The sequence below is a fragment of the Paenibacillus sp. MAEPY2 genome, from assembly GCF_000499205.1.
In the GTDB taxonomy this organism is placed as follows: domain Bacteria; phylum Bacillota; class Bacilli; order Paenibacillales; family Paenibacillaceae; genus Paenibacillus; species Paenibacillus vandeheii.
Genome location: NZ_AWUK01000037.1, coordinates 98,689 through 125,062 on the forward strand (window position 1 = coordinate 98,689; position 26,374 = coordinate 125,062).

18 protein-coding genes are annotated in these 26,374 nt (G+C 47.9%); 16 read left to right on the top strand and 2 right to left on the bottom strand.

Features of this window, described 5'->3' with window-relative positions; all coding sequences use genetic code 11:
• Window positions 1-61: 61 nt before the first annotated feature.
• Window positions 62-2,083: an endonuclease MutS2 gene (locus P364_RS0126810; RefSeq protein ID WP_024633113.1), complete on the bottom strand. Its 2,022-nt coding sequence runs from the start codon at window positions 2,081-2,083 to the stop codon at window positions 62-64.
• Window positions 2,084-2,660: 577 nt separating this feature from the next.
• Between P364_RS0126810 and P364_RS0126815 the strand changes: the two genes are divergently transcribed.
• From P364_RS0126815 to P364_RS0126870, 12 genes are all read left to right on the top strand, one after another.
• Window positions 2,661-4,997: a helix-turn-helix domain-containing protein gene (locus P364_RS0126815; protein WP_024633114.1), complete on the top strand. Its 2,337-nt coding sequence runs from the start codon at window positions 2,661-2,663 to the stop codon at window positions 4,995-4,997.
• A gap of 283 nt (window positions 4,998-5,280) precedes the next feature.
• A complete protein-coding gene (locus P364_RS0126820) occupies window positions 5,281-6,234 on the top strand; it encodes an ABC transporter permease (RefSeq protein WP_024633115.1) in 954 nt (317 codons plus the stop codon).
• A gap of 45 nt (window positions 6,235-6,279) precedes the next feature.
• A complete protein-coding gene (locus P364_RS0126825; RefSeq protein WP_024633116.1) occupies window positions 6,280-7,152 on the top strand; it encodes a carbohydrate ABC transporter permease in 873 nt (290 codons plus the stop codon).
• Between the two features lie 64 nt (window positions 7,153-7,216).
• On the top strand, window positions 7,217-8,716 hold the full coding sequence (locus P364_RS0126830; protein ID WP_024633117.1) for an extracellular solute-binding protein: 1,500 nt from the start codon (window positions 7,217-7,219) through the stop codon (window positions 8,714-8,716).
• A 23-nt stretch (window positions 8,717-8,739) separates the two neighbouring features.
• Window positions 8,740-9,849 (top strand): glycoside hydrolase family 88/105 protein, encoded by a 1,110-nt coding sequence (locus tag P364_RS0126835; protein WP_024633118.1) that lies wholly within the window; start codon window positions 8,740-8,742, stop codon window positions 9,847-9,849.
• An 82-nt stretch (window positions 9,850-9,931) separates the two neighbouring features.
• A complete protein-coding gene (locus tag P364_RS0126840; RefSeq protein WP_024633119.1) occupies window positions 9,932-11,443 on the top strand; it encodes an extracellular solute-binding protein in 1,512 nt (503 codons plus the stop codon).
• 165 nt (window positions 11,444-11,608) lie between these two features.
• On the top strand, window positions 11,609-13,660 hold the full coding sequence (gene pulA, locus P364_RS0126845; RefSeq protein ID WP_024633120.1) for a type I pullulanase: 2,052 nt from the start codon (window positions 11,609-11,611) through the stop codon (window positions 13,658-13,660).
• A 412-nt stretch (window positions 13,661-14,072) separates the two neighbouring features.
• Window positions 14,073-16,949 carry a type I pullulanase gene (gene pulA / locus P364_RS0126850; protein WP_024633121.1) on the top strand — a complete coding sequence of 959 codons (2,877 nt, stop codon included), beginning with the start codon at window positions 14,073-14,075 and terminating at the stop codon, window positions 16,947-16,949.
• 283 nt (window positions 16,950-17,232) lie between these two features.
• A complete protein-coding gene (locus P364_RS0126855) occupies window positions 17,233-17,865 on the top strand; it encodes a 50S ribosomal protein L25 (RefSeq protein WP_024633122.1) in 633 nt (210 codons plus the stop codon).
• A gap of 284 nt (window positions 17,866-18,149) precedes the next feature.
• Complete coding sequence (locus P364_RS0126860) at window positions 18,150-18,668, top strand: hypothetical protein (RefSeq protein ID WP_024633123.1); 519 nt, start codon at window positions 18,150-18,152, stop codon at window positions 18,666-18,668.
• 272 nt (window positions 18,669-18,940) lie between these two features.
• Window positions 18,941-19,906: a helix-turn-helix transcriptional regulator gene (locus P364_RS0126865; RefSeq protein ID WP_024633124.1), complete on the top strand. Its 966-nt coding sequence runs from the start codon at window positions 18,941-18,943 to the stop codon at window positions 19,904-19,906.
• A gap of 48 nt (window positions 19,907-19,954) precedes the next feature.
• Window positions 19,955-20,317: an HIRAN domain-containing protein gene (locus P364_RS0126870; protein WP_024633125.1), complete on the top strand. Its 363-nt coding sequence runs from the start codon at window positions 19,955-19,957 to the stop codon at window positions 20,315-20,317.
• 24 nt (window positions 20,318-20,341) lie between these two features.
• Here the strand turns inward: P364_RS0126870 and P364_RS0126875 are convergent, their stop codons facing one another.
• On the bottom strand, window positions 20,342-21,442 hold the full coding sequence (locus P364_RS0126875; RefSeq protein ID WP_024633126.1) for a glycosyltransferase family 4 protein: 1,101 nt from the start codon (window positions 21,440-21,442) through the stop codon (window positions 20,342-20,344).
• 170 nt (window positions 21,443-21,612) lie between these two features.
• Between P364_RS0126875 and P364_RS0126880 the strand changes: the two genes are divergently transcribed.
• The 4 genes from P364_RS0126880 to P364_RS0126895 all read left to right on the top strand — a co-directional run bounded on the left by P364_RS0126880 (window position 21,613) and on the right by P364_RS0126895 (window position 26,374).
• A complete protein-coding gene (locus P364_RS0126880; protein WP_024633127.1) occupies window positions 21,613-21,927 on the top strand; it encodes a DUF3817 domain-containing protein in 315 nt (104 codons plus the stop codon).
• Between the two features lie 279 nt (window positions 21,928-22,206).
• Window positions 22,207-23,025: a TerC family protein gene (locus P364_RS0126885; RefSeq protein ID WP_024633128.1), complete on the top strand. Its 819-nt coding sequence runs from the start codon at window positions 22,207-22,209 to the stop codon at window positions 23,023-23,025.
• 584 nt (window positions 23,026-23,609) lie between these two features.
• Window positions 23,610-25,073 (top strand): RtcB family protein, encoded by a 1,464-nt coding sequence (locus P364_RS0126890; protein ID WP_024633129.1) that lies wholly within the window; start codon window positions 23,610-23,612, stop codon window positions 25,071-25,073.
• On the top strand, window positions 25,073-26,374 hold the full coding sequence (locus P364_RS0126895) for an ATP-binding protein (RefSeq protein ID WP_442952274.1): 1,302 nt from the start codon (window positions 25,073-25,075) through the stop codon (window positions 26,372-26,374). Before P364_RS0126890 ends, P364_RS0126895 begins: the two co-directional genes overlap by 1 nt.

Here is a 26,374-nt window from a genome sequence, read left to right on the forward strand (position 1 = left end):
CACGAACGATCGATAGGTTTATTAAAGTATATCAGCTCCACCCATGATATCAATCCTGTGGTTATTCTTCAGGAGGCAATTCAATCGTCAGTCCTTCCACATGCTTGCGACCCATCAGTTTGCGCTTCTTCCGGTTTTCCTTGGTTTCCAGCACAATGTCGAGGTCATAGTCGTCGCCCGGATAAAGTTCCTGTGCAGATATATGCAAAGTCAGGCGTTTCTTGTGAATTTTGACTTTGCGTCCACGCAGCATGACTCCGATATTCCCGCGACTGTCCTCTACATCACAGACAATTCCTGACTGGTTCAGATAGGCTGCATAGACACGATCCCCTTTTCGGAATGCTTTGGCAGGGGAAGTGGGTTTCGATGCTCCAGTCCAATTGGACTGGTTTCTAGGGCCAGTTTGTACGGACGGGTTGACAGGTTCGTTGACAGGTTCCAACGTGTTCCTTGTTTTATTTGAATGCTTTTGTTCAGCCATGCTGCTTTTTGGTGATGGTGAAGAATTCACGTCGGGCACAGCTGATGTAAAGTTTGGAGAGATACGTTGCGAGACACCCTGATCTGAAATGAGCTTGGAGCGCACAATAATGCGCTGCGGCATCCCCAGCTTCAATGCTATGGAATAGGCGTAGCTTTCCCCGGCTTCTCCAATCCGCAATCGATAGAGAGGCTGGAGCGAGACTGTATCAAATTCCATTCGTGCATTTTCAAATCCAGGCGTGGCTGCCGCAAAATGTTTGATTTCCCCAAAATGGGTAGTGGCGACAACGGTAGCTCCGCGGCTGTGCAGCTCCTCCAGCATAGCGATCGAGAGTCCCACTCCTTCACCAGGATCGGTACCGGAGGCCATCTCATCAATCAGCACAAGCGTCGATGAATCGGCTTGAGCCAGGATGCCAATCATGTTGCGAATATGTGCAGAAAAGGTGCTGAGTGCTTGCTCCAGGCTCTGTCCATCACCGATATCGACGGCAACCTCATGATATACGGCCATCTCGCCCTCTTCAGCGACAGGGACAAGCAGACCGGATTGCATCATCAGGGTGAGCAGACCTAGTGTCTTGAGGGCAACCGTTTTGCCTCCTGTATTTGGTCCTGTAATGATCAGTGAGGAGTACGTGTGACCAATTGCAAAATCAAGGGGAACCATGGATGCGCCCATTAATGGATGGCGTGCCCCTTGAAGCCGAATCCGTCCATTGGCGTTGACGCGTACAGTCTGTCCGTCCATGGTCGCTGCATATTTCGCTTTGGCGAACAGAAAATCCAGAACCCCTACCGTTTCCGTATTTAGCGCAATTTCACGATGATACGACTCTGCCATGGAGGTTAAGTCGCCTAGGATTTTCATCTCTTCCCGTGATTCCTCCGCTTGCAGTGAAGCCAGCTCCATTTGCAAACCTACCAATTCCGCTGGCTCAATGTATATGGTTTGGCCGCTGCCTGACTCATCCAGCACACTGCCTTTAACGTGTTTGCGGAATTCTTTCTTGATGGGCAGCACCGTTCTTCCACCACGCTGGCTAATGACATTCTCCTGCATGATGGAGCGGTGTTTGCTTATGAGAGAATCCAGCTTGCGCTTCATGCGCTCCTCATTCACCGTCATTTTTTTACGAATACTTATCAGCTCCTTGCTTGCCTGATCCTGAATGCGGCCATTATGAATACATCGTTCGATCTCGCTCAGCAGGGACTCCATCCATATCATGGATGAAGCGTATCGGCTGACTGTAGGAGCCACTTCGGATTTGCCCTCCATGTATTTCATAAGCTGTGCGCAGCTGCGTAGAAATTGGGCGAGATGGCTGAAATCTCGCTCCGTGAACAAATAACCGGTGCCGAGCAGATCCATGATGGTCTCCATCCCGTCGAGTGAAGGGATGGGCACACTTGCGCCGTAACGAATCAAAGCAGCAGCCTCAGCGGTCTCTTCCAGCCGCATTTGAATCAGAGGCGCGTCCACCATGGGCTTCATGTCTCTTGCATAACGTTTGCCCAAATAGGATAGGGCACAGGCTGCAACGTTTTTTTGAATTTGGGGATAACCCAGACTGTTTAATGTGTTTTCATTCATGCTTGATCTCTCCTTGGTTATAAAATGGAATTTCGGTTTAAGCGATGGAACATATTCCCGGAAAACGCAAAAAGGGCGGAGAATGAACAAACGTCATTCTCCGCCCTTAACGTAGGGGAAAGCAGGGCCCGTTATAGGTCTATACAAAAAAATCCACGCTGAACACAGCGCGGAAATAGACCCGGACACGTACAATCCCGGAGGCGATTTATGATATCCGCTGTTCTTAACTAAGTACAGGGTAATGGCGCATCAAGAAATACACGTATGCCAAAAGGCACAAGCGAATCGAAGGCCAAACTCCTGAATATGAAACTTGGTTAGTTAAGAACGCTCACCGACATCAAAATCTCTCCTTTGATTGAGGAATATGCAACCAATATAAACTGGAAATTGCCTTAAAGTCAACCTTCAATAATAAATAGTGGACTTGAATAACAATGGGTTTTAAAATAACAATAGTAAATTAATCCAATGAAAGCGATATTATATATACGTTTTGCATGAGATCGGGAAGCAATTCCGAAAGCGTTCTCGTTCAAATGACGCAAAATGAACACAAAGGAGGATGCGCTTTTTGCCTAAATACCTGCTGCGTTTGCTCTGTTTTACCATGATTCTTGGAGCCCTTCCGGTCATTGTTATTGGTTCAGTCTCCTATTCGATTGCTTCGCGTGACATTGAGCAGAAGGTACGTGAGAGTAATTTGCAGATTCTGCATCAGACCCAAATGCGGGTAGAGCAAGTGCTGCGCAGTCTGCAATTGTCGTCCATCCAATATGTGAATTCTCCCTTGGTGTTACAAGCGATGAAAAAACCGCTGGACAGCAGCGAATTCCAGGACATTCGTGATCTGACCTCCGGATTTAATAATTTGCAATCGGTTACAAATATTGATCAGGCCTATCTCGTGAATCTCGATGAAGACTGGGTCGTTTCGATGAGATCCTTTGGAAAGTTGGATGATTTCAGTATTCGGGACCGGATTGGCTCCTATTTGAAATATACCAACAGCCTCTTCTGGGTGACGCAAAATGTGAGTTCAACCAAAGAAAGTGTGCCAGTATCGGCCGGAGTGGGTGAAGTGGCACAAGAACCCGCGCCTACCCTTATTTCATCCGACAATGTGGTCAGCATGGTATTCAAGATTCCGATGATCCCAACCAATGTGAAACCCAAGGGATTTCTGGTTATAGACATAGCTGATACAGAGCTAAGTACATTTCTGAGTCGAAATTCAAATTCAGGAGATATGTACGTCCTTGATCGGGAGCAGAAATATTTTCTCAATGATACACAGCAAGACGGGAAATATGATGCGCTGAATCAGGAAATCCATGAAAAGGTACAAACGACGGGACTCTCGGAGGGCTTCTTCAGTGCAGAGGTGGAAGGAAGCCAGGTGGCGGTTAGCTACAGGCAGTCCCCACTTAATGGCTGGTTGTATGTGTCCGTTGTATCGCTGGGTCAGATAACCGCTCAGTCGAAGAAAATTGCATTGGTTACGGGAGTGGCTACACTGGTCATGTTATGTGTGACGGGACTGGTAGCTATCTACGGCAGCCGCAAGATGTATTCTCCGATTTCCAGACTTCTGCAGTTTACAAAAGGACTGGATTCTCCAGTGGCTCCATCGGGACGCCGTCAGGATGAATTTATATACATTGAAGAGCGATTATCCACCTTATTCAGCTCGGAGAAAACGATGCGTGAGCAAATGAAGGGCCAGCATGTTCATTTGCAGGAATTTTTTATGACCAAACTGCTTACAGGCAAAATATCGGAAGATGACTTCAGATATCAGGGACAGTTCTATGATTTTCCGACATCCTGGTCACGGCTAGGGGTGCTCACGCTTCAGATCGATACCCTTGAAGGGACAAGGTATGAAGAGCAGGATCGGGATCTGCTGTTGTTTGCGTTAAACAATATGGTCGGTGAGCTGCTGCCTTCGGATATTCGATTTGCCCCTGTCATGATTGATGACGCCCAGGTTACGGTGCTGGCCTCCGTGCTGGAGGATGAAGTACAGCTCAAAGAATGGATGCATTCTCAAGCCGAATTGATTCGTGAGCGGGTCGTAACCTATCTGAATCTGCCCGTAAGTATCGGTATCAGTCGCTCCTATTCTGCAATAGGTGATTCACCAAGAGCTTACCAGGAGAGTCGTGAGGCTCTGCAAGGCAGGGTAAGTCTGGGGAGCCGTATTATTTTGCATTATGAGGATATTCAGCCGCGCGGTCAGACAGAGGCCGCGTTGTATACACAGCTCAGGATGATTGAAGACCAGCTGGCTTCTGCGCTCAAGCAAGGAGACGAGGAGAAAACGGATGTGTACTTTAAGCGGTATCTCGGATTGCTTGCAGACAAGAAGCTGCACTTCAGCGAGTACCCCGTTATCATGGTTCAGCTGTTGTCCCGTGTGTACCAGCTTGTGCAGGAGCAGGGTGGTAATGTTGCGGAGGTGTTGGGTGAAAAAGCTTCCATGGCTCGATTGTTGAAGTTGTCCACATTGGATGAAATGACGAACTGGTTCCGCAAATGTTTATTCCAACCTGTCATTCGATTCTGGCGCGAACAGGAAGAGTCTCAATATCTGAATATAGCCCGCCGGATGATTCGACTGATTGAGGAGCGTTATGATCGCGAATTGTCACTGGAAGCTTGCGCAGAAGAACTGAATTTTCATCCAGTTTATCTGAGCCGTGTGTTCAAAAAGGAGGCTGGTGTGAATTTTACGGAATACCTGGCAGAATACCGGATGGAAAAAGCCAAAACATGGCTGCAGACGACCAACCTGAAAATATCGGAGATTGCCGAGAAACTCAATTACACGAATCCCACCGCTTTTATCCGAACCTTTCGTAAAATTACTGGAACCACCCCCGGAAAATACCGGGAGCAGCAGCGATAATAGCCACCTGCTCTGCCTGCCATGGCAGGCAGGTTTTTCTTTGTTTCAGAGTCAGCCTTTTTTCTGTGATTGGAGCAGAGTTAAGACAGGAATATCGGAGGTTAAATGGGGTTCATTGAGGGGAGCAGCCCAGGGATATAAACGTCCTAAACCCTTGATACATAAGGGAAAACAAGAAGCTAAAACGAGACGATAGCCAGTTACCCGATTATCCTCCACAATGAAGACATGAATTCAGGAAGTGATATTTTGTAATCGTTTCCAATGTGGGGAGGAACACACTATGAAAGCCGAAACGGCGGCTCGGACACGGTCCGCTACCCGCAGTGACAAAAACCTGCTGTGGAGGGACATCATCAAAAACCGGTGGCTCTATATCATGTTGATTCCGGGCGTGCTCTACTTTGTTATTTTCAAATACATACCCATGTACGGCATTACGATGGCTTTTCAGGATTACACGCCTTACAAGGGCATTCTGGGCAGTGACTGGGTAGGATTCAAGCACTTCCAGCGTTTCTTCGGGGAGCCGCAGTTCTGGACTTTGTTCCGAAATACGTTTTTGCTAGCGATTTATAATATGGTGTTCTTCTTCCCGCTGCCCATTGTATTGGCGCTTATGATGAATGAAGTTCGCCGTGAACGGTTCAAACGATTTGTACAGACGCTGGTATATGTTCCGCACTTTGTTTCCTGGGTTGTGGTGGTTGGTGTGTTCTACATGCTGTTCACAACCGAGGGCGGCGCCATTAACGAATTACTTTATAACCTGACAGGACAAAAAGTGGCTTTCCTGCTGGAGCCCGGCTGGTTTCGAACGATGATTGTTGGACAATCCATTTGGAAAGAGGTCGGTTGGGGCACGATTATTTTCCTGGCGGCACTCTCTGGTGTAGATACACAGCTCTATGAGGCTGCACGGATGGATGGTGCCAATCGCTGGCGTCAGACATGGCATATTACGCTGCCTGCTATCCGCAGCACGATCATTATTTTGCTCATTCTGCGTCTGGGTAACTTCCTGGATACAGGCTTTGAACAGATTTTCCTGATGCTGACGCCGACGAACCGGGATGTGGGTGAGGTATTCGATACCTATGTCTACACCAAAGGTCTCACACAGGCACAGTACAGTTATAGTGCTGCTGTCGGTTTGTTCAAGTCGGTGGTTGGACTTGCGCTTGTACTAGGTGCCAACACGATGGCCAAAAAATTCGGGGAGGAAGGCGTCTACTAACGCTTGGCAGCAGACGTTCTTCACCAGACAGGAGTGAGCATTAAGATGCAACAGGATAAAACGTGGGGCAACCGGATCTTTGATATCCTCAATCATGGCTTTCTGCTATTAATCGGAATCGTGACCGTTATCCCGTTCATTTATATTTTGGCCGTCTCGTTTACCAGCCCGCATGAAGTGGCCAAAGGAGGATTCATTCTTTTTCCGAAAGAATTTTCCCTCGCCGCTTATCGCTACATCTTCTCTACAGACACATTGATTCGCAGTCTGGGCGTATCGATCTATATCACCGTAATTGGTACGCTGCTTAATTTGTTGTTTACGTCGCTTATGGCGTATCCGCTCTCCAGAAGATACTTACGTGGACGTCAGCCCATCTTGCTGGGTGTACTGTTCACGATGCTGTTCAGCGGTGGGATGATCCCAACCTACTTTGTCGTAAAATCATTGCACCTGACCGATACGTTATGGTCTCTGATGCTGCCAACCGCGATTAGTGCGTTCAACCTGATCGTACTTAAAAACTTCTTCCAGGCCATTCCGGACGAACTGGAGGATGCCGCCAAAATCGATGGATGTAACGATGTGGGGGTATTGTTCCGAATTGTGCTGCCTTTGTCGATGCCGGCAATGGCTACATTCTCACTCTTTTACGCGGTGGCTCACTGGAACAGCTTCTTCAACGCTGTCATTTATATCAACGATAGTGAAAAGTGGCCCGTACAAGTGTGGCTGCGAGAGATTGTCATCCTGGCTCAGAGCCGGATCGGGGACACGAGTATCGAAGAGACCGAGATTCAGCCGCTTACCATTCGCATGGCCGTTATCGTGTTCTCCACGATTCCAATCATGCTGGTCTATCCGTTCCTGCAAAAGCACTTTGCCAAGGGAGTGATGCTGGGATCGGTAAAAGGTTGAAATCGCATACGTTTGGATATCAGAACTGCTTCATGACTGTATAAAAAGGGGAGGTTTTCGTTTGATGAAAGCAACAAAAAAGAAAGCCGTAGCTGTCTTGAGCACATTGGCACTGGTGACAGGTCTGCTGGCAGGATGCGGATCGGATCAAGGTCAGGCTGCCGAGGGCGGCGTGCAGAACGTGTCCATTGCAATAGCACAGGTGGGCGACGTACCGAGCAAAGGCAATGAGGTCCAGCAAAAGATTGAGGCGTATACCAATACCAAGCTGGATATTCAGTGGATTCCGGCCTCGGCTTACAATGACAAAATAAATGTCATGATTGCATCCAGTGATATGCCCAAAATTGTAAAAGTACAGTATAACCCAACGGTGACCAGTGCGATGCGTAACGATGTATTCTGGGAAGTTGGACCTTTACTGAAGGATTATAAAAATCTGTCTGCTCAGAACGAGCGTTTCTTTGACAATATCAAGGTAGAAGGCAAAATCTACGGGGTACCCGTATTCTCTGATATTGCCCGTGCAACGGTGATTTACCGTAAAGACTGGTTCGATAAACTGAATCTCAAGGTGCCAACGACACCGGATGAATGGTATGAAACGATCAAGACGCTGGCGACCTCCGATCCGGATGGAGACGGTCAGGATAATACGTTTGGATTGATGCTTTTCAAAAAATATAACGAGGATCAATACTCCTTTACTACGCGCCTTGGCGTAAGCTTTGGTGCTCCAAACAAGTGGAAAGTAGAGGATGACGGCAGCTTTACACCGGAATTCATGACACCGGAATATATGCAGGTGCTGGATCTGCTGAAGCGTTTGTATAGCGAGAAGCTGCTGAATCAGGACTTTGCCGTATTTGACTCCACAGAAGCGGAGAAGAAATATGATACAGGCGTTGTCGGCATGCGTATCGGTGTTGCCCAGAACGGAAAGAGCCAGCAAGAGCGTCTGTCCAAGAACGACCCGGATGGGGTGGTAGACATTGCCGGTTTGCTTGGTGTGAGTGGCGACCGAGTGGCGGGGCAGACGGGTAACTCCGGTATTTTGGCTTTCCCGAAAGCAACGGTGAAATCGGAGGAAGAGCTGAAAAACCTGTTATCTTTCCTGGATAAATTGATGGACCCCGAGATGGCGACGCTGCTGATGCGTGGTATTGAAGACAAACATTACAAGAAGGCTGGCGAAGACCAAGTGGAGATGAGTGATTTCGATGCATTCCAGCGTGAAGTGAAGCCATATCGTGATAACTTGCCTTACGTAGAAGGATACAATGTGCCGAAATTGAAAGACACTGAACTGGGTGAGAAGGGTACGGAACTTGCCAAAGAGCTGGCGGAACATGCTGTGCCAAACCCTGCATTAACCTTGTATTCGTCTACGTATGGCGATCGTGGGGCAGATCTGGATCAGATGATTGCAGATGCACAGACCAAATATATTATGGGTAAAATCGATGAAAATGGCTGGAAACAGGAAATTGAGAATTGGGGCAATGCGGGCGGTACCAAAATTCGTGAGGAATATGCCGAAGACTACAAAAAACAGGCTAAATAAAAAGCCGGAAGCGGAGGGATTCCATGAAAGAAACAATGCAATTCACACCGGTACGGATGGCTGAACAGTTCATGGAAAGTTATCGTAATCATGAGCTGTATCCGACTTGGCATTATGAAAATGGTTGTCTGCTGAAAGCGCTGGAAGAGCTGTACACCCATACCGGTGAACAGAAATATTTCGATTACATCCGTGAACTGATGGACAACTTCATTCAGAAAGATGGCTCAATTCGCTCCTATACAGTCGAGGAGTATAACCTGGACCAGATTAACCAGGGGAAATCACTGTTCCTGTTGCTGGACAAAACCGGTGAAGAGAAGTACCGTAAAGCCGCAGATTTGCTTATGGTCCAGCTTAAGGGGCAGCCCCGTACGAGTGAAGGCGGATTCTGGCATAAGAAGGTCTATCCGTTCCAGATGTGGCTGGATGGACTGTATATGGCTACTCCGTTCCTAACACAGTATGGTGCCGCTACAGACGAGGAGAAGTGGTTTGACAAGGCGGCATTACAGCTGCTGCTGGTGGAGAAGCGTACACGGGATCCACGCAGCGGTCTGCTGTACCATGCCTGGGATGAGAGCAAGGAACAGCGCTGGAGCTCGGGAGAAACTGGATGTTCTCCGCATGTTTGGAGCCGGGCGATGGGCTGGTATGTGATGGCGGTGGTGGATACACTGGATCATCTGCCTGTAGATCATGAGCAGCGCGGTCAGATTGTGGGGATCTTCGAACGCGTAGCGAATGCGCTTGTACATGTACAGGACCAACAGTCCGGGCTATGGCCTCATCTGCTCGATCAGCCGGGGCGTGAGCGCAACTATCTGGAGGCTTCGGGAACGTCCATGTTTGTTTACGCACTGGCTAAGGGGGTACGGAAGGGTTACCTGAGTGGCAAGTTCAAAGTGATCGCAGAAAAGGGGTATCAGGGTCTGCTGCAGCATCTGCTGCAAACGGATCGCGAAGGTGTATTGTCCCTGACGCAGTGTAACGGAGGGGCAGGTCTGGGCGGTACCCCGTATCGTGACGGGTCGTACGAGTATTATGTGACTGAATCCATTCGGATTAATGATCCGAAATCGGTTGCTCCGTTTATTTTGGCAGGAGTGGAGATGGAACTGGCGACACGCTAGTTCTTTTCTTCAGACTCATTTATGATAGCGCATTCATTGTGCGTACCCTGAACAATTTCGTTATCCAAAGGAGAGATGGTTCATGAGTCCAAAAGGTCGGATGTCCCGTTTAGGCGGATTAGTTGTGGTTGGTGCAATGTCCGCTGGACTGCTTGCAGGCTGTGGGGGAGAAAAAGCGCCTGCGGCAGGGGAGGGCAAGCTTCCCATTTCGATTTCTTTGATGCAGGTAGGTGATGTACCAGCCAAGGAGAATGGGATCGAACAGAAGATTGAGGAATATACCAATACAGATGTCAATGTACAGTGGATTCCGCAGTCTGCTTTTGATGATAAAGTGAACGTCATGGTAGCTTCAGGCGAGATGCCGACCATTATGCGGGTGAATTATGTACCCACAACATTTAACGCAGCCAAAACGGGGCTGTTCTGGGAAATTGGACCTTACCTAAAGGATTATAAAAACCTGTCAGCTCAATCCGAGGCTTATTTTGACAATATCAAGATCGAAGGCAAGATCTACGGGGTACCCAACTTCCGCGATATCGGGCGTACAGCCATCGTGTACCGCAAGGACTGGTTTGACAAGCTGAAGCTGGATGTACCGAAAACGCTGGATGACTGGTACGAAGTGATGCGTTCCATTCGCAAGGATGATCCTGATGGTAACGGCAAGGAAGATACGTATGGAACGGTGCTGTTCAAAAAGTACAACGAAGGTGTATCCTCTCCACTCACACGGATCGCTGTAAGTATCGGTGGGGTGAACAAGTGGGGTTTGGACGACGCGGGCAAACTTACGCCCGAATTCCTGACCACAGAATATGTGGACACGATGAAGCTGTTCAAGCGTCTGTTCAGTGAAGGATTGATCAACAGTGACTTTCCTGCTCTGGACCCATCCGATGCGGACAAAAAAATTGACTCCGGTCTGGTAGCCATGAAGCTGAACGGTGTTGCTCAGAACGGAAAGTCATTCCAGCAGCGGCTGACACCAAACGTGCCGGATGGCGAGATTGATGTGGCCCCGTTCCAGGGACCGGATGGCATTCGAATTGCCGGGGAACCGGGGAATTATGGCATGCTTGTCATTCCCAAAGCTTCCGTATCGGACGAAGAACAGTTAAAACAGGTGCTGACGTTCCTGGATCAACTGATGGACGAACCGCTGAGTACGCTCCAGCTGCGGGGTCTTGAGGATGTACACTATACGAAGACTTCGGATGGCAAAACCGAGTTCAAGGACTTCGACGGGTATCAGCGCGAAGTGAAGCCGTATCGTGACAATCTGCTAAGCGTTGAAGGATATAACGTGGCTGAGTTTGTCGATGTACCGATCGGTATGAAGGGCACGAAGATGGCGCGTGAGAATGAGCAGTACGCCATTCCGAATCCGGCGCTGACCCTGTCCTCTGCCATCTATACGGAGCGCGGCCAGGAGCTGGATCAGATGATCTGGGATGCACAGACCAAGTACATTATGGGCAAAATCGATGATGCTGCTTGGGAGCAGGAAGTGGCGAACTGGAGAAAATCCGGCGGAGACCAGCTTATCAAGGAGCTGGAAGCTTCCTATGTGGAGCTGAATGGGAAGTAGTAGCGGAACAAGCTGTGTTTTACGTGAAATGACGTGAAGCATGGCTTGTTTTTTTTTTGGTCTTTTTCATCCCCAAGATTATGGTTAAGTGACAGAAGGGGTATAAAAAGTAAGGAGCATTCGTTCCACAATTATTTTATTGTCATTGAAAGGGGAATACACAACATGATTGATGATCATCAGAAGCTAGAAGGATTGAATGTAGTGGATACATACCGGGGTAGAGATCTGGGTGTAACGATGGAACCACAAGCCTGTAGTTTCAAAGTGTGGACGCCTGTTGCAAAACAGGTGGATGTACTAATATATCCGCCTTCAACAGGGGGGACTCCCAATGAGCCGAAGAATCAGGCAATACAAAAAGAAATACCGATGCACAAACAGGATCAGGGTATCTGGTCCCTGAAGCTCGAAGGCGAGTGGCAAGGATATCGTTATATGTACCGCATTACCTTTGAAGACGGACGTCAGGAGGTTGCGGTTGATCCTTATGCACGGGCTGTGACCATGAATGGAGAAATGGGTGTAATTGTCAGACTGGAACAGACCGATCCGAATGGATGGAATGAGGATATCCGTCCAGAACTGGTGAGCCCGGTAGATGCGGTCTTATATGAGCTGCATGTGCGCGATTTCTCGATCCATGAGTCATCCGGCATGAGACACAAAGGAAAGTACCTGGCTTTTACCGAGACGGACCTACGCGATTCAAACGGGAATACGCTGGGGATCGATCATTTGGCTGAGCTGGGCATCACTCATGTACACCTGCTTCCGGTATTTGATTTTGCGACCGTAGATGAATCCAAGCCAGATGACAGGACTTCCGATGACTCACGCTATAACTGGGGATATGATCCACTTCATTACAACGTCCCAGAAGGTTCCTATGCTTCACGTGCAGATGAGCCCGAGACCAGAATTCGTGAGTTCAAATCGATGGTGCTTGCCCTTCATGAGAAGGGAATCGGAGTCATTATGGATGTGGTGTACAATCATACATTTGACACCGCAGCCAGTTCATTTGAGAAGCTTGTCCCAGGGTATTACTACCGTCAGAATCCGGATGGCACGTACAGCAATGGATCGGGTACAGGCAATGAAGTGGCTACAGAGCGCCCTATGGTGAGGAAGTTCATCATCGATTCCGTACGCTACTGGGCAGAGGAGTACCATGTGGACGGGTTCCGTTTTGACCTGATGGGTCTGATTGACATGGCAACGATGAAAGAGCTCACAGCAGAACTGCATGCAGAGGTCTCACCGTCCATCCTCTTGTACGGCGAACCCTGGGGAGCACTGGAATCACCACTTGGGGATCAAATGACCCTAAAGGGATCACAGCGTGAAGCCGGATTTGCTGTATTTAACGATAACTTCCGTGGAACAATCAAAGGCGATAGCGATGGAACGGGAACCGGATTTGCTACAGGAGCGGAGGGAAAGGAAGATGATATATGGACAGGCGTGCGGGGAGCCATTACCGATTTTACGGCCAGCCCATCGGAAACGATTAATTATGTAACTGTACATGATAATCTCAACCTGTGGGACAAAGTCGCACGGACACAAGGATTGCACGATACGCTGGGATTTATCACATATAGCGAGGATGGTCGTGTGAAAGGCAGCGACAGCGTGGAAGAGGCTGTAAAGCATGCGAAGCCCTACTTACACGTTGACCCGGATTGCATACTGGAGAACGAGACGGTCCGGCGCTGTCTGCTTGCTAGTGGCATCGTGCTGACTTCCCAAGGGGTTCCATTGATTGCGGCTGGAGATGAATTTCTGCGTAGCAAGTATGGCGATGCCAACAGCCACAAGAGTGGGGATTCAATTAATGCCATTCGGTGGGAGCAAAAGCAAGCATTTAAGCCTGTTTATGATTATTATCGTGGCCTGATTCATCTTCGGCGCGAGCATCCTGCGTTTCGTCTTCGCACCCGGGGAGAGATTGAGTCGCATATTCGATTGCTTGAAAAAGGAGAAGGAATGTTGGCCTATGAACTGGCAGGAACGGCTGTCGGAGATTCATGGGGACGGATGATCATTATCTATAATGCTTCCAAAGAAACCCGTACAACCTCCGTCCCTTCAGGTATATGGTATGTGGTTGTAGAGCAGGGGCAAGCCGGCACCGATGTGCTGCGCACGGTCAAGGACGGTCAGGTCAGCGTCCCCGCGATATCTATGATGGTTATGTATTCAAACGAGTGAACCTTTTCCCTTGGTCTAAAGGTGGCTCAGATTGACATCCGTGTTTCATGTCGGCTCCGCGAGAAGCTGCCGGTACAAAATCATAATAGCGTGTCCTCGATTCGTTAGAATGGAATAAAGCTACAAAGGGGTGTTCCTGTCATCATGCTGATGACTTGGGACACCCCATTTGGTGTGCTCTCTTCTTTTTTCATCAGGACAGGTACAAATGCTGTCAATCTATGGCGCTTGTTTACATATGCTATATCTTGAAAGCGATTGCTATCAGGATATGCATCACTTTTACCATGCTAATTGAAAGCCTCTGTTCAACCGATATGTTGAGTACAGACAACCCCGGGTTGACAAATGACGTCCTGCTCCGTAACATCGGGACAACACGAAATCAATGGATATAAAGGCGGTGGGAACGATGCCGGAATGGACAGCTTTTCGATATGAAGGCAACGATCTTGGCTTAACATATACTCGTGCGGCAAGCACATTCAAGCTGTGGGCACCTACAGCACAGCAGGTTTCCCTACTCATTTTTGATGATGAGGGACGATATGATGCAAGTGGAAAAGTAACTGAACATGATGATGGACAGAAGCGGTCGATGACCCGTGACCCGGACGGAATATGGAGTGTACAGCTTGAAGGGGATTGGGCTGGACATTATTATATGTATTCCATTACGCATGATGATCAGCATATTGCCGTGGCACCCGATCCTTACGCTCGTGCTGTATCCGCGAACGGGCAGCGAACGGCCATAATTGACCTGGATACAACCGATCCAGTGGATTGGGAAGAGGATGTGAAGCCTGTATTTCTGCGTCCGGCAGATGCTGTTTTATATGAATTACATGTGCGTGACTTCTCCTCCGACCCTCATGCCGATATTCCTTATAAGGGGAAATATTTGGCATTTACATCCTCCGGGTTAACGGACAGAGGCGGCAACTCCATCGGTGTAGATCATCTTGTCGAACTTGGCATTACGCATGTGCATCTTCTGCCTGTAGCGGATTATCAGACGGTGGATGAACTGGCAGCAACGGATACCAGCTCGAATGCCAAGTTGCCATACAACTGGGGGTATGATCCTCAGCACTACAATGTGCCGGAAGGTTCCTATGCCACCGATCCTCGTGATCCTGCGGTTCGGATCCGGGAGTTCAAGGCGCTCATTCATTCCCTGCACCGACAAGGCATTCGTGTCGTGCTTGATGTGGTCTACAACCATACGTATAGCGTGGATGAGGGACCTTTTGAACGAATTGTACCGGGTTACTATTATCGTTATCGTGAGGACGGCACATTGAGCAATGGCTCAGGTGTAGGCAATGAACTGGCTACAGAACGGCCCATGGTGCGAAAATATATTTTGGACTCTCTCCTGTACTGGGCAGAGGAATATCATGTGGACGGGTTTCGCTTCGACCTGATGGGTCTGATTGATACAGACACAATGAACGAAGTGACCCGCGAGCTGAGAGAACAGATTGATCCGGCTTTTCTGATCTACGGGGAGCCGTGGACAGGCGGAGATTCGCCACTGGAGCGGAAAACGTTAAAAGGAACACAGCGCGGTCAGGGATTTGCTGTATTTAACGATCATTTCCGCAGTGCCATCAAAGGGGATAGTGATGGCATCGGCAAAGGCTTTGTTACCGGAGCAGACGGTAAGGAGTACGAAATTGTCCAGGGTGTTGCCGGAGCGCTGGATGATTTTACGTCTTCACCTGTGGAATCCGTCAATTATGTGACAGCGCATGATAATCTCAATCTGTGGGACAAAATCGCCACAACGATGTACCTCAGACATGATCTCGGGTTTCCGGTATGGAGGGATGGTCAGCCTGTGGAAGGAGGCAGTGCGGAATCGGCGGTTAAGGCGGCAGACCCTTATAGGTATGTTAATGCAGATGATGTGCTTGACCATGAGATGGTCCGCCGTTCCTTGCTCTCGACAGGGATTTTACTCACCTCACAGGGTATTCCATTCCTCCATGCAGGGGATGAGATATTGAGATCCAAAGCAGGAGATCACAACAGTTATCGCAGCGGGGACGCCGTGAATACGATCACTTGGGCGAATAAATCTCGCTTCAGACCTGTTTTTGACTATTATCGGGGCCTGATCCATCTGCGCCGCACACATCCGGCTTTTCGCATGATGAATGCCGAGCAGGTACGACATCATCTTCGCTTGATGCGTGCAGAAGGAAATGTGGTTGCATTTACACTGGAGGGCGGAGCCAATCAGGATACCTGGAATCAGATCGTGGTGATCTACAACGGAACAGGTCAGCAGCAGCAAGTGAGTCTTCCGGAGGGCGACTGGCATATCGTGGTGAATGATCATCAGGCAGGTACAGATCGCATTGAGACGGTGAGCGGAACCGTAGTGGTAGAACGGTGGTCATTGATGGTACTGTATGATACGGAGTATGGCGGCGGTGCTGAACCCGCTGTGATTGAGATTCATTCGCCGCGTCTTGTGTACAGTGTCGGAGAGATTGCTGGCTTGCGAGCATCGGTCAGAGACCGTTTTGGTAATGTGGTGGAGAACGCATCGGTGACCTGGAGCTCTTCGAACCCGGACATTATTGCGATTCAATCCGATGGGACCATTCATACAGGGGAGACCGGAGAAGCGACCATTAGCGTCCATTGTGGCACGATTACCGCAGAGTGTACGTTGCAGGTGGATCAACTCCATCCGGAACGAATTGAAATTGTAGGGGAGTCTGTGATGTATACGACACGTGTCAATCGATTCCGAGCCTTGGTTCTGGATCAATTCGGCCAGCCCTTGCAAGGGATGAAGATACGGTGGAGCTCGTCTCATCTGGATCATGCAGCTGTCAGTACAGCAGGAATTGTGCGAGCTTTAACACCAGGCTCCACCCAGATAATCGCGGAGGCTGGAGGGATTCAGGCATCGCTGAATATCAAAATCCACAAATCCATCTCCCGAATTGTCACTCTCCGATATGAACGGGAAGATCAGTGTTATGAGGGATGGGATGTCTGGGTATGGGGCACAGGTATGGAGGATGGGGCTATCCCGTTTGAGCGAGTGGGCAATACAGCAGAAGCCCGTTTTCGGGTCGCTCCAGGACTGCATCATCTGGGCTTAATCATTCGGCTGAATGAATGGGAAGCCAAAGATACCTGCGGAGATCGTTATGTTGATATCGGTCCTGAAGACGGAGATGTGCAGATTATCGTTCACAGTGGGTCGGATCAGATGCAAGTTATCCGTGAAAGTGATGCAGAGGATGATCGTAACAGTGCATAATTTTGCTTAAGTTATAACGTTTGTACAACTAGTTGTGAAATGTATGCTTAATAAGTGGTCGGAAGGTATTCCGGCTGCTTTTTTGTTCATCAGAAAGATACATTTCACCTGAAAAATAAAAAAACTCTACAAGTCAGTGTTTGAGATGGCCTTTCATTGGGGTAAATATAGATATGGCCCCAGATTCGGCCACGCATGAACAAGGCCATTCTGGTCTAAGAGAGAAGCTTATGGCTTCCTAACAAATATGAAGTAAGGATCCCTTGAAGGAGGATGTTCAATCATGAAATCCAACGGAAAAATGGCTCAACTTACGGCAACACCAAGAACTGAAAAGAAAGGTGCAGCATTGCGCCTGTTAAGACAAGGCGGACGTGTTCCGGCAGTCGTTTATGGCCCGGGATTGGAAGGTGCCGCGATACATGTAGATGAAAAAGAAATGCTGAAAGTAGCACGTACAGGTCGCTCCGAGATGTTCAACCTCAATCTGGAGGGCGGCAAAACGGTTCCAGTGCTGATCAAGGATCAGCAGGAACGTAACGGACGTCTGCTGCATGTGGACTTCCTGCAGATTTCGAAGAACAAGCCGATCAGCGTTAGTGTATCGATCGACTTCCAAGGCACCGCAGCCGGTTCCAAGGCAGGCGGTGTGTTCCAGACACAGGAAACTCAACTGGAGGTCGAAGGACTGCCAGCTGATCTGCCAACCTCCATTGAGGTGGATGTCAGCGGACTGGAAATTGGTGATCGTTTGACGGCTGCGGATATCAAGCTGGATAAAGGACTGACTCTGGTGACGGCAGCTGATTCCATCATCGCTTCCGTGATGCCGCCACAAGCGGCTGAGGCAGAGCCTACGGCTTCTGCGGATGAAGCGGAACCGGCTGCATCAGAAGAACCAGCTAAAGAAGAATAAGGGATCAGAATATTCAATATTCTGACCTCAACCAAGCCCGGTCGTAATGACCGGGCTTTTTTTATATTGGGAAGGCTCTGTCCTAAGTTGGGTCACGGGGAAAAGGGGCGGTATCGTATGCTGTTTTACTCATGAGAGATTGCCGCATAGTGGCGTTATTCGTTATGATAGTAAGGCAGAATGAGCCTATCGTTCAAGTTGCGCAGTTAGGCAAATTGGCAAGCTATTTACCACGGAAAAGCAACTAATCGGAATAAATTGCACAAGAAGGCAGGTTTCGCATCATGTTTGATCCGACGATTTATGACAATTTGAAAGTAGGCTTTGAAAACCACCTGTATGATCTTGATAATTTGGATGAACTTATTTCCATAACGGACCGGAAGGATCAGCTGGAGATGGCGCGTATGTCCAGAGAGTTCGTGTTGCAATTCTGCCTGAGAGATTACCCTCACATAACAGGTGAAGTGGTCCTGAGCACATCGCTTGAGGAGCTCGCAGCTGAAATTCTGGAAACACCGGGTGGTCACTTAGGTTGCCGTTTGCGACTTCGGTTCAGGATGGTTATTAAGGAGCCTGAGACTCAATGTCCGGCGATTAGCTCCATAATACAGCAGAGCTGGCCGGAACAACGAAAGCAGCAGCATATTCATTATATTTTTGAAGATAAGCCAGCAACGTATGCTGTCACAGCTGAAGTACATTTTGACCGCAGTGTAAATGAAGATCAGATGGGAGACATCCCTGAACTGTGCGACCATATGGTCAATGTGCTGACTAAATTATTGCAATTGCACAAATAAACAAGTAAAAGAGTCTTGTCTCTGGTCAAAGAGGCAAGATTTTTTTTCGTTTTTTTTGAATGCTAAGTAGGCTATCAGGCGTAGGTATATGGACTTGAGGTTAAGATTTTACGCAAGCAAGTAAGAGAATGTATATTTAATAAGCCGAATAAGTGCGATTGAACTATACATATAAGGTGAAATTGCGAAAACAGGTTTGGGACTAAAGATTTAGTACCGGACTAAAGGAACTAGTTTTCCTTGCCGATAAAATATCGAAGGGGAGAAACTACATGACAGAGAAATTAATTCGTCTTCTGCGTATACTTCAGGCTATACAAGCGAATCCCGGAATTTCCGCCAAAGAATTGGCGATGAAATGCGGTACAACTGTGCGCACGATTTATCGCGATCTCCGAATTTTGGACAGGGTTGCCCCTATCATGAATGAAGGTTATGGCAAAGGGTATCGGTTCATTGGTGAATTTGCCATGTATCCTCTGGATTTTACCGAACAGGAAGCCATGGTGTTCTCCATGCTTCCATCCGTGGTGGATACTTCGCAACTCCCGGCTGAATTTGATTCAGCTTTTGATAAGGTGATGACGGCCCATACCAAAATGAAATCGAGAAACAGTGACATTGTAGAAAATATTGCAGGTATTATTCGTATGGGCACACCTGCATACCGGGAAGAAGGGAAGTATCCCAATTTGCTTATTCCAGTCATTGAAGCCATTCTGGATCAACAAACGATTCGAACTCAATATCACACACTTACGAAAAATGAAATCACGGTCCGCGAGATTGATCCCTATTACCTCATTCCGCGCGACCAGCGTTTTTATTTAATTGGTTATTGTCACTTGCTGAAGAAAGTTTGTTTGTTTCGGATCAGTCGCTTTCTGGACGTTATACAAACTAATACCCATTTTGTTATGGGGGATTTCAACATAACGCAGTTCATGAAAAACACGTGGTCCATTGATCGTGGGGATAAACTGATTCATTTTAAAGTAAGGTTTAGTAAAGAGGTGGCCCCCTACATAAAAGAAGAAGAGATGTTTGTTCGTCCACGAATGACGGATATGCCTGATGGCGGATTGTTATTTGAAGTAACGCTGAACAGTAGTCGTGAATTCCTGAAATGGTTATATCAATTTGGCCCCGAAGCGGAGGTAATTGAACCCCGTGAATATCGTAAAGAAATTCGTGAACAACTCATAGAGTGGATGAAGCATTATGAGGAAGATCAATAATTTCGACCCTTCTAAATTTTAAAAAAATGTGTAAAAGGAGCTTTTGTGATGAGAACCAAAATATTTGCCGCCATGTATGGAATGGAACATTATCATGGCGTAGAAGCTTTAAATGTGGGGGATACCCTATTTCTGGTCAAAGATCCCGATAATCGGGCAGATTCTCAAGCCATTAGGGTTGTCGTTCCTCCCATTGGGACGGTTGGATATATTGTTAATAACCCTCTGCTCGCTCCTCACGGCTGCTGGACAGGCTCAGGAATCTATGATGCTTTCCACCAACAGACCTGTGCTAAAGTGAGGTTTACCATGAAAGAGATGATAATTGTGGAATTAATTGAAATGATGTATGTCCCTGTTCCGCATATGGATAGCTTTATTGCAGACTGGCAGTCACGTGAAAAAGCCTGACGGAAAGCGCGGCCTCAACCAGATCTATCCCCGGATGAGTCTTGTGTAAGCTGCTTCGAGATGCATGGCTGTCCTAGCCCAACTGAACTGTTCAACTGCACTTGCACGTCCGGCTTCTCCGAGAGAACGGGCGAGAGAAGGATTGTCTGCCAGTTTATACAGGTATGCAGCGAAACTTCGGGGGTTGTGATACTGTCTCACAAGGTATCCATTATTCCCGGAGACAATGATTTCACGAATGCCCCCATTGTCTGAAGCAATGACGGGTAGTCCAGAAGCCATAGCTTCAACATTCACCAGTCCGAAGGCTTCATGTTCTTGGGAAGGGCACACCAGGCAGTCCACAGCCCGGTACAAACGGTCAATGTGTTCATGGGCGATCTGACCTCGGAAGGCGGCCTCAACCTTTAATTTTCGGGCAAGCTGTCGCAGTTTGCGGACGTAGACCTGAGGTCCTTTCCCCGCAATGATCAGTTGCACGGGTACCTGTTGCTGAAGAATAGCTACGGCACGAATCAGTACATCCACACCTTTGCCAGGAATAAGTCGGCCTACATACAGAATGGAGAAAGGCCCTGAAATACCGAACTGCCTGCGCAGAAGCTGCTGCTCTCCTTTTATTGCTGGCAAAAAGCGGCTTAGGTCCACGCCAAGCGGCACTACGCCCATGCGTCGTTTCAAGGATGGGAATCTTCGACCCAGCCTCTGTCTGAGGGATTGACTGTTGACGGCAATCCAATTCGCTTTTTTTAGCAGTGCTAATCTTGCTGGCCCAGGTTGTGCAAAGGTTAACGAGTGAAGATAGAGCACCACGGGGATGGAATGGAAAGCACGTTTAATTGCAGCCATACTATGGGGTCTGTTATCTACCTGAATAAGATCGAAGGGTTGAATTTTCAGAAAACGAATAACGGCCCTTGTGTACTCGTTGGGACTGGTTGCTGGCACACGCCGGATCGTAATGCCATCGATTTGCTCTGTGATGGAAAGTGCGGGCATCTGACGGCTTATGATCGTCACCTGGTGACGAAGCGCAAGTTCACGAGCAATGCCCAGAATGCAGATTTCGACTGATCCGTTACCTGGGACTGGCAATTTTTCAGGTGCTATTAGGGCTATTTTCATCAACAGGATCCTCCTTGTCCATATTCGTAACAATCTTGGTCATATATCCTATGTGCTTTGGCTGGGTTTGGCTCCTGTGGAACTGCGCGTGAGGGTAAATTTCGTTTTTGTGATATACTGTACGGGTTGCAGTGAATTCATTGCGCGTATTTAGAAGCAGGAGGAAAAAAATGTTACATTCTACACTTGGTCGCTTTCGACTGCTGCTGTGGTTGCAGGGGCTTTCATATGTGCTGTTGTTATTTGTTGCTTTTCCATTGCGAAATGCGGGGATCATGCCGCAGGCGGTCACATGGTTTGGCAACATTTATGGTTTTTTATTTCTGATGTATTTATTATTTTTGGTGAGTATGTATACCACGCAAAAATGGCGCTTACGTCGTCCGATCGCTTTATTTTTTGTATCGTTTATCCCTTTGGGCAATTTCATCTATGATCTGCTGGTCTTTCGCAAGCTGGATCGCAGACTGTCAAATAAAGCTTGACTTTGCTTATCGTTATGAATATGATGAGAACAGGTTATTGAACCCGTTCCAACTAAAAACCGCATATTCCTTATGTTAAAGGGGAGTAGCTTTCACAGTAAAGTCGTCAGTTCGGGATTCTATCCCCGGCTTTATTGGCAGCAATTTTGTTGTTAGCGAGACCTTTACCAAGTTTTCATACTGGGTAAAGGTCTCTTTTTGTGAATAAAAAGGACCTTACCAGTAATGGTAAAGGTCCTTTTTTTTGTACATCATAAGGATACTAAGGAGGAGTCAATTTTGGAGTTGTCATTATTATTGGAGTATGGGTGGGTTCTCGCCGTATTAGTAGTCCTTGAGGGATTGCTTGCAGCTGATAATGCATTGGTTCTTGCTATTATGGTTAAGCACCTGCCTGACGAAAAACGCAAAAAAGCGTTATTTTATGGTTTGTTGGGTGCATTCATTTTCCGATTGGGTTCGTTGTTCCTAATCTCGTTCCTGGTGGACGTATGGCAGGTTCAAGCGATTGGAGCCCTGTACCTCTTGTACATCTCCATTAATCACATTGTCAAAAAGGTTATGGGCAGCCGAAATAAAACAGATGAAGCAGCGGATTCCACACCCAAAAAACCAAAAAGACAATCTGGTTTCTGGATGACTGTATTTAAAGTGGAAGTGGCAGATATCGCGTTCGCGGTCGATTCGATTCTCGCAGCTGTGGCGTTGGCTGTTGCTTTGCCACCAAGTGGATTGCCTCCGATCGGCGGACTTGATGGTGGACAGTTTATCGTTATCTTCCTCGGCGGATTCATCGGTCTGGTAATTATGAGATTTGCGGCTTCCTTCTTCGTTAAGCTGCTCCATTCACGTCCAGGGCTTGAAGTTGCAGCCTTCGTTATCGTGGGATGGGTTGGGGTTAAATTGGCTGTTATTACGCTGGCGCACCCTTCATTGGGCGTTCTGGATGAGCATTTCCCGGAAAATAAAATTTGGAAATTCGGGTTCTACATTGTACTGATTACGATTGCGGTATGCGGTTGGTTCTTGTCCTCTAAGGTTCCTGCAAAAGAAGATGAGAATCCGGTGGAAGAACTGGAACAACAAGCAGGGAAATGACGAAAACATGGTCAACCCTGTCAAAATAATAATCAATATCTAATATCATGATATGCTTGAGTAAGCAGGGTCTGTTCCTTCAGACCCTGCCTTTTTTTATAAAATTTATTAGTACGAAGTTCAATCTAACGCATATGCACAATGGGGATTTTCCAAGAAAAGGGTTGACACATTGAAACGGGTCCGCTTAATATAAACATAATATTTACGAAGGGAGGCCGAGAGACATGATGGTTGGTTATGATTTGAAACTCACAATGACACTACGAAGCACAGACATAATTGTATACCCAGTTCATCGTCTCTTTGGCCTCATACGGGCGACATAGGGGAAGATGCATATCGTTTATCATTGGAACGTTATTAATCGATATGCTACTCTCAGCGTATATAGCAATGGAGAACAGACGCGGCATGTTCATGCTGCTTTTGTTTTCTGTTATTGTCATGAAGGAGTCACGGGCGAACTGTCCGTGGCTTCTTTTTTTGTTTAACTGAATATGGATATGAATTAACAAAGAGTTAGCGTTCGATTTTTGAATTGAACTGAATTAGCTGAACGTACGGAAAGGAAAAAAACATTTATGAATACTCAACCCAATTTATTTACAAGCCAAAACGAACCCACAGGTGGATACCGACATAAAGTCAAATTGCCTGCTGGGGACTTAACGGTATATGCGGCACAACAGCTGTTCTCCTCATTGGATTATAAGGTGTTCGAAATGGCGAACAATAATCTTCAAATCCCGGGTATTTCCTACATGAGTTACACGCCTGATGTGCATGTCGGTGTAGGTACCTGCATCGGCACAACAGCGGTATGGGATGCCAAGAGTGGATTTGTATCTCCATCCATCGTAGGCAGCGACATTGGCTGTGGCATGCGGGTGCATATGACCAATTTGCATAAGGACGACCTGAAAGACGTGAAGCTGCGCCGTAAACTTGTGAAAGCTATTGAGAAGGTGCTGCCGATGGAGGCAAATCAGCGCGGTCATTACTCGGATATACGCCTGGAGCATATCGTGCGCAAAGGCTTGCATGGCTTACCCAAGAAATATATTCCGGACAGCTACACACCGAAAAAATCTACTTCCATTACTCATGTCGAGAGCAGCAAGTTTGCCTTTGACGAGGAAGTGTTGAATATGGTACAAGATATGACATGGCATCGGGCTCATCGCCAGTTAGGGACTTTGGGTGGAGGTAATCATTTTGCCGAGATTCAAGCCATTGAGATTGCCGAGGAAAACCGGGAGATTGCGGAAGCCTGGGGCCTGTACGATGGCCAAATTGTTGTTATGATTCATTCCGGTTCCCGGGCATGGGGCGGGTATGTAAGCCAAACCAGTTCATCGGCGATTGCCAAAGTGATGCAGCGAAATGGTCTGGGAACAGCCGATCCAAGACTCGTTTTTGCTCCGCTTGATCATGCGGAAGGTCGCCATTACGTCAATTTGATGTACTCTGCATTAAATTATGCCGTAGTGAATCGCCATCTGATTGCGTTTGCGATTCGCGAGGCTTTTCGGGATGTGTTTGGTCCGAAGTGCGAATTCCGCACCCTCTATGACCTGATGCACAACTATGCATGGGAGGAATCTCACGCGGATCAGGGCTCCGTCTTTGTACACCGCAAAGGGGCAACACGTGCATTGCCTGCAGGTCATCCGGATAATCCAAAGCCATACCTGGCAACAGGTCATCCCGCGCTCATACCCGGTTCAATGGGGACGGCTTCTTATATCATGGTAGGCCAACCCGAGGGGAAAGATAATTATTATTCAATCTGTCATGGGGCAGGACGCATTCGTTCGCGTACAGCAACAAAGCGCCTGGTTACCGTGGAGGATTTTGCCTCAGCGCTGGGCGTGGGAACTGAAGATGAGATTGTGGTGAACCAGCGTTCACTTGAATCCATTATAGATGAATCGCCGCAAGCGTATAAAAATGTCGATGAAATTATGGATAGTGTGACCGGCGCAGGTCTGGCTCAAGTTGTAGCCAAATGTAAACCACTTGCCGCTGTGAAGGGAGCTAAGTAATGACCGTAGAGAAAGAACAAATGAATCCTAATGGAGTTATTTATTCCTATGAGCAACAAGACAGTCAAATTCGAAACGAAGGTTATGCCATATATGCCCGCTTGATTCGCGGCATCATTGAAGCGCTTGGCAATCGATATGGTGTTCGTTATGAACTCTATGCCAGCGATGATCCAAACAGTGAATACTGGGATCTGCTTAAAGAAGATCTGCAAAGCAACAGTACCGAGGTGGAGCTGGTTGCCCGGATTTTCGAAGATCTGGAGCTGCGCACACTGCATTATGAAGACGATGGAGATGCGCCAACCTATGGTATACATTATTCGATTCGCAACAATGTATTTGCCTATCCCCACTGGGGCGTAGCACTTGTCCGCATTCCGTTTTTCCGGGAGAACGGGATCTACAATGAGGATTTTGTTTTTGCTACAGGAGAAGAGGAATTGAAGCAGTTTCTGGGCAGTGTAAGAGAACGGGAACGGCAGCAAAATATGAAAAAGGTTACAGTATACACGGATGCCCGCAATGGTAGTGACCGTCATGTCGAATCCATTACCCGCTCTGTGGGGAGAGACGAGGTCGTGCTATCTCTGCAAATTAAACAGGATATTTTTCGTTCCCTGGACCAGTTTTTCGAGGCGGATCGCTCCTTTTATCGAGATTACGATATCCCATATAAACGGGGGATTCTGCTCTATGGACACCCGGGGAACGGTAAGACGACCCTTGTGAAATCCATTGCCGGGAGCATTCCGGGTCCTGCTGCATATTGGCAAATTACCGAATACACCAATAGCGAATCGGTACGTGAAGTATTTGAAGCAGCCAAACGTCTGGCGCCGATGGTGCTGATTATTGAGGATATCGATTCTATGCCGGATGAAGTCCGTTCCTTTTTCCTAAATACACTGGATGGGGCAACATCCAAAGAGGGCATTTTCCTCATTGGCACAACCAATTATCCGGAGAAAATAGACCCGGGGCTCATGAACCGTGCCGGACGGTTCGATCGGGCTTATGAAATACCGCTGCCGGATGAAGGGCTCCGCCTGCAATATTTGAACCAGCGAGGCTTTGGGGTCTTCGCAGGGGAAGAAGGCACGCTGGAAGCTGCGCGACTGACGGATACCTTTTCACTTGCACAGCTGGGAGAGCTGTATGTCAGCGCAGCGCTGGAATGGCATCAGAATGGACAGACAGACATTGTGCAGATCATTCAATCGATGCGAGGAGAACTGGACAAGAGCCATAAACACAACTGGCTTGCCCAGCCAGGCAAGGGGCGTGCAGGGTTTTATTAA

What these genes read in the sequence shown, in the direction of transcription:
- P364_RS0126880 (WP_024633127.1), top strand. Translation starts at nt 21,613, where the DNA reads ATGTTACATTCTACACTTGGTCGCTTTCGACTGCTGCTGTGGTTGCAG.
- P364_RS0126840 (WP_024633119.1), top strand. Translation starts at nt 9,932, where the DNA reads ATGAGTCCAAAAGGTCGGATGTCCCGTTTAGGCGGATTAGTTGTGGTT.
- P364_RS0126825 (WP_024633116.1), top strand. Translation starts at nt 6,280, where the DNA reads ATGCAACAGGATAAAACGTGGGGCAACCGGATCTTTGATATCCTCAAT.
- P364_RS0126895 (WP_442952274.1), top strand. Translation starts at nt 25,073, where the DNA reads ATGACCGTAGAGAAAGAACAAATGAATCCTAATGGAGTTATTTATTCC.
- P364_RS0126855 (WP_024633122.1), top strand. Translation starts at nt 17,233, where the DNA reads ATGAAATCCAACGGAAAAATGGCTCAACTTACGGCAACACCAAGAACT.
- P364_RS0126835 (WP_024633118.1), top strand. Translation starts at nt 8,740, where the DNA reads ATGAAAGAAACAATGCAATTCACACCGGTACGGATGGCTGAACAGTTC.
- P364_RS0126865 (WP_024633124.1), top strand. Translation starts at nt 18,941, where the DNA reads ATGACAGAGAAATTAATTCGTCTTCTGCGTATACTTCAGGCTATACAA.
- P364_RS0126830 (WP_024633117.1), top strand. Translation starts at nt 7,217, where the DNA reads ATGAAAGCAACAAAAAAGAAAGCCGTAGCTGTCTTGAGCACATTGGCA.
- pulA (WP_024633120.1), top strand. Translation starts at nt 11,609, where the DNA reads ATGATTGATGATCATCAGAAGCTAGAAGGATTGAATGTAGTGGATACA.
- P364_RS0126890 (WP_024633129.1), top strand. Translation starts at nt 23,610, where the DNA reads ATGAATACTCAACCCAATTTATTTACAAGCCAAAACGAACCCACAGGT.
- P364_RS0126870 (WP_024633125.1), top strand. Translation starts at nt 19,955, where the DNA reads ATGAGAACCAAAATATTTGCCGCCATGTATGGAATGGAACATTATCAT.
- P364_RS0126820 (WP_024633115.1), top strand. Translation starts at nt 5,281, where the DNA reads ATGAAAGCCGAAACGGCGGCTCGGACACGGTCCGCTACCCGCAGTGAC.
- P364_RS0126860 (WP_024633123.1), top strand. Translation starts at nt 18,150, where the DNA reads ATGTTTGATCCGACGATTTATGACAATTTGAAAGTAGGCTTTGAAAAC.
- P364_RS0126810 (WP_024633113.1), bottom strand. Translation starts at nt 2,083, where the DNA reads ATGAATGAAAACACATTAAACAGTCTGGGTTATCCCCAAATTCAAAAA.
- pulA (WP_024633121.1), top strand. Translation starts at nt 14,073, where the DNA reads ATGCCGGAATGGACAGCTTTTCGATATGAAGGCAACGATCTTGGCTTA.
- P364_RS0126875 (WP_024633126.1), bottom strand. Translation starts at nt 21,442, where the DNA reads ATGAAAATAGCCCTAATAGCACCTGAAAAATTGCCAGTCCCAGGTAAC.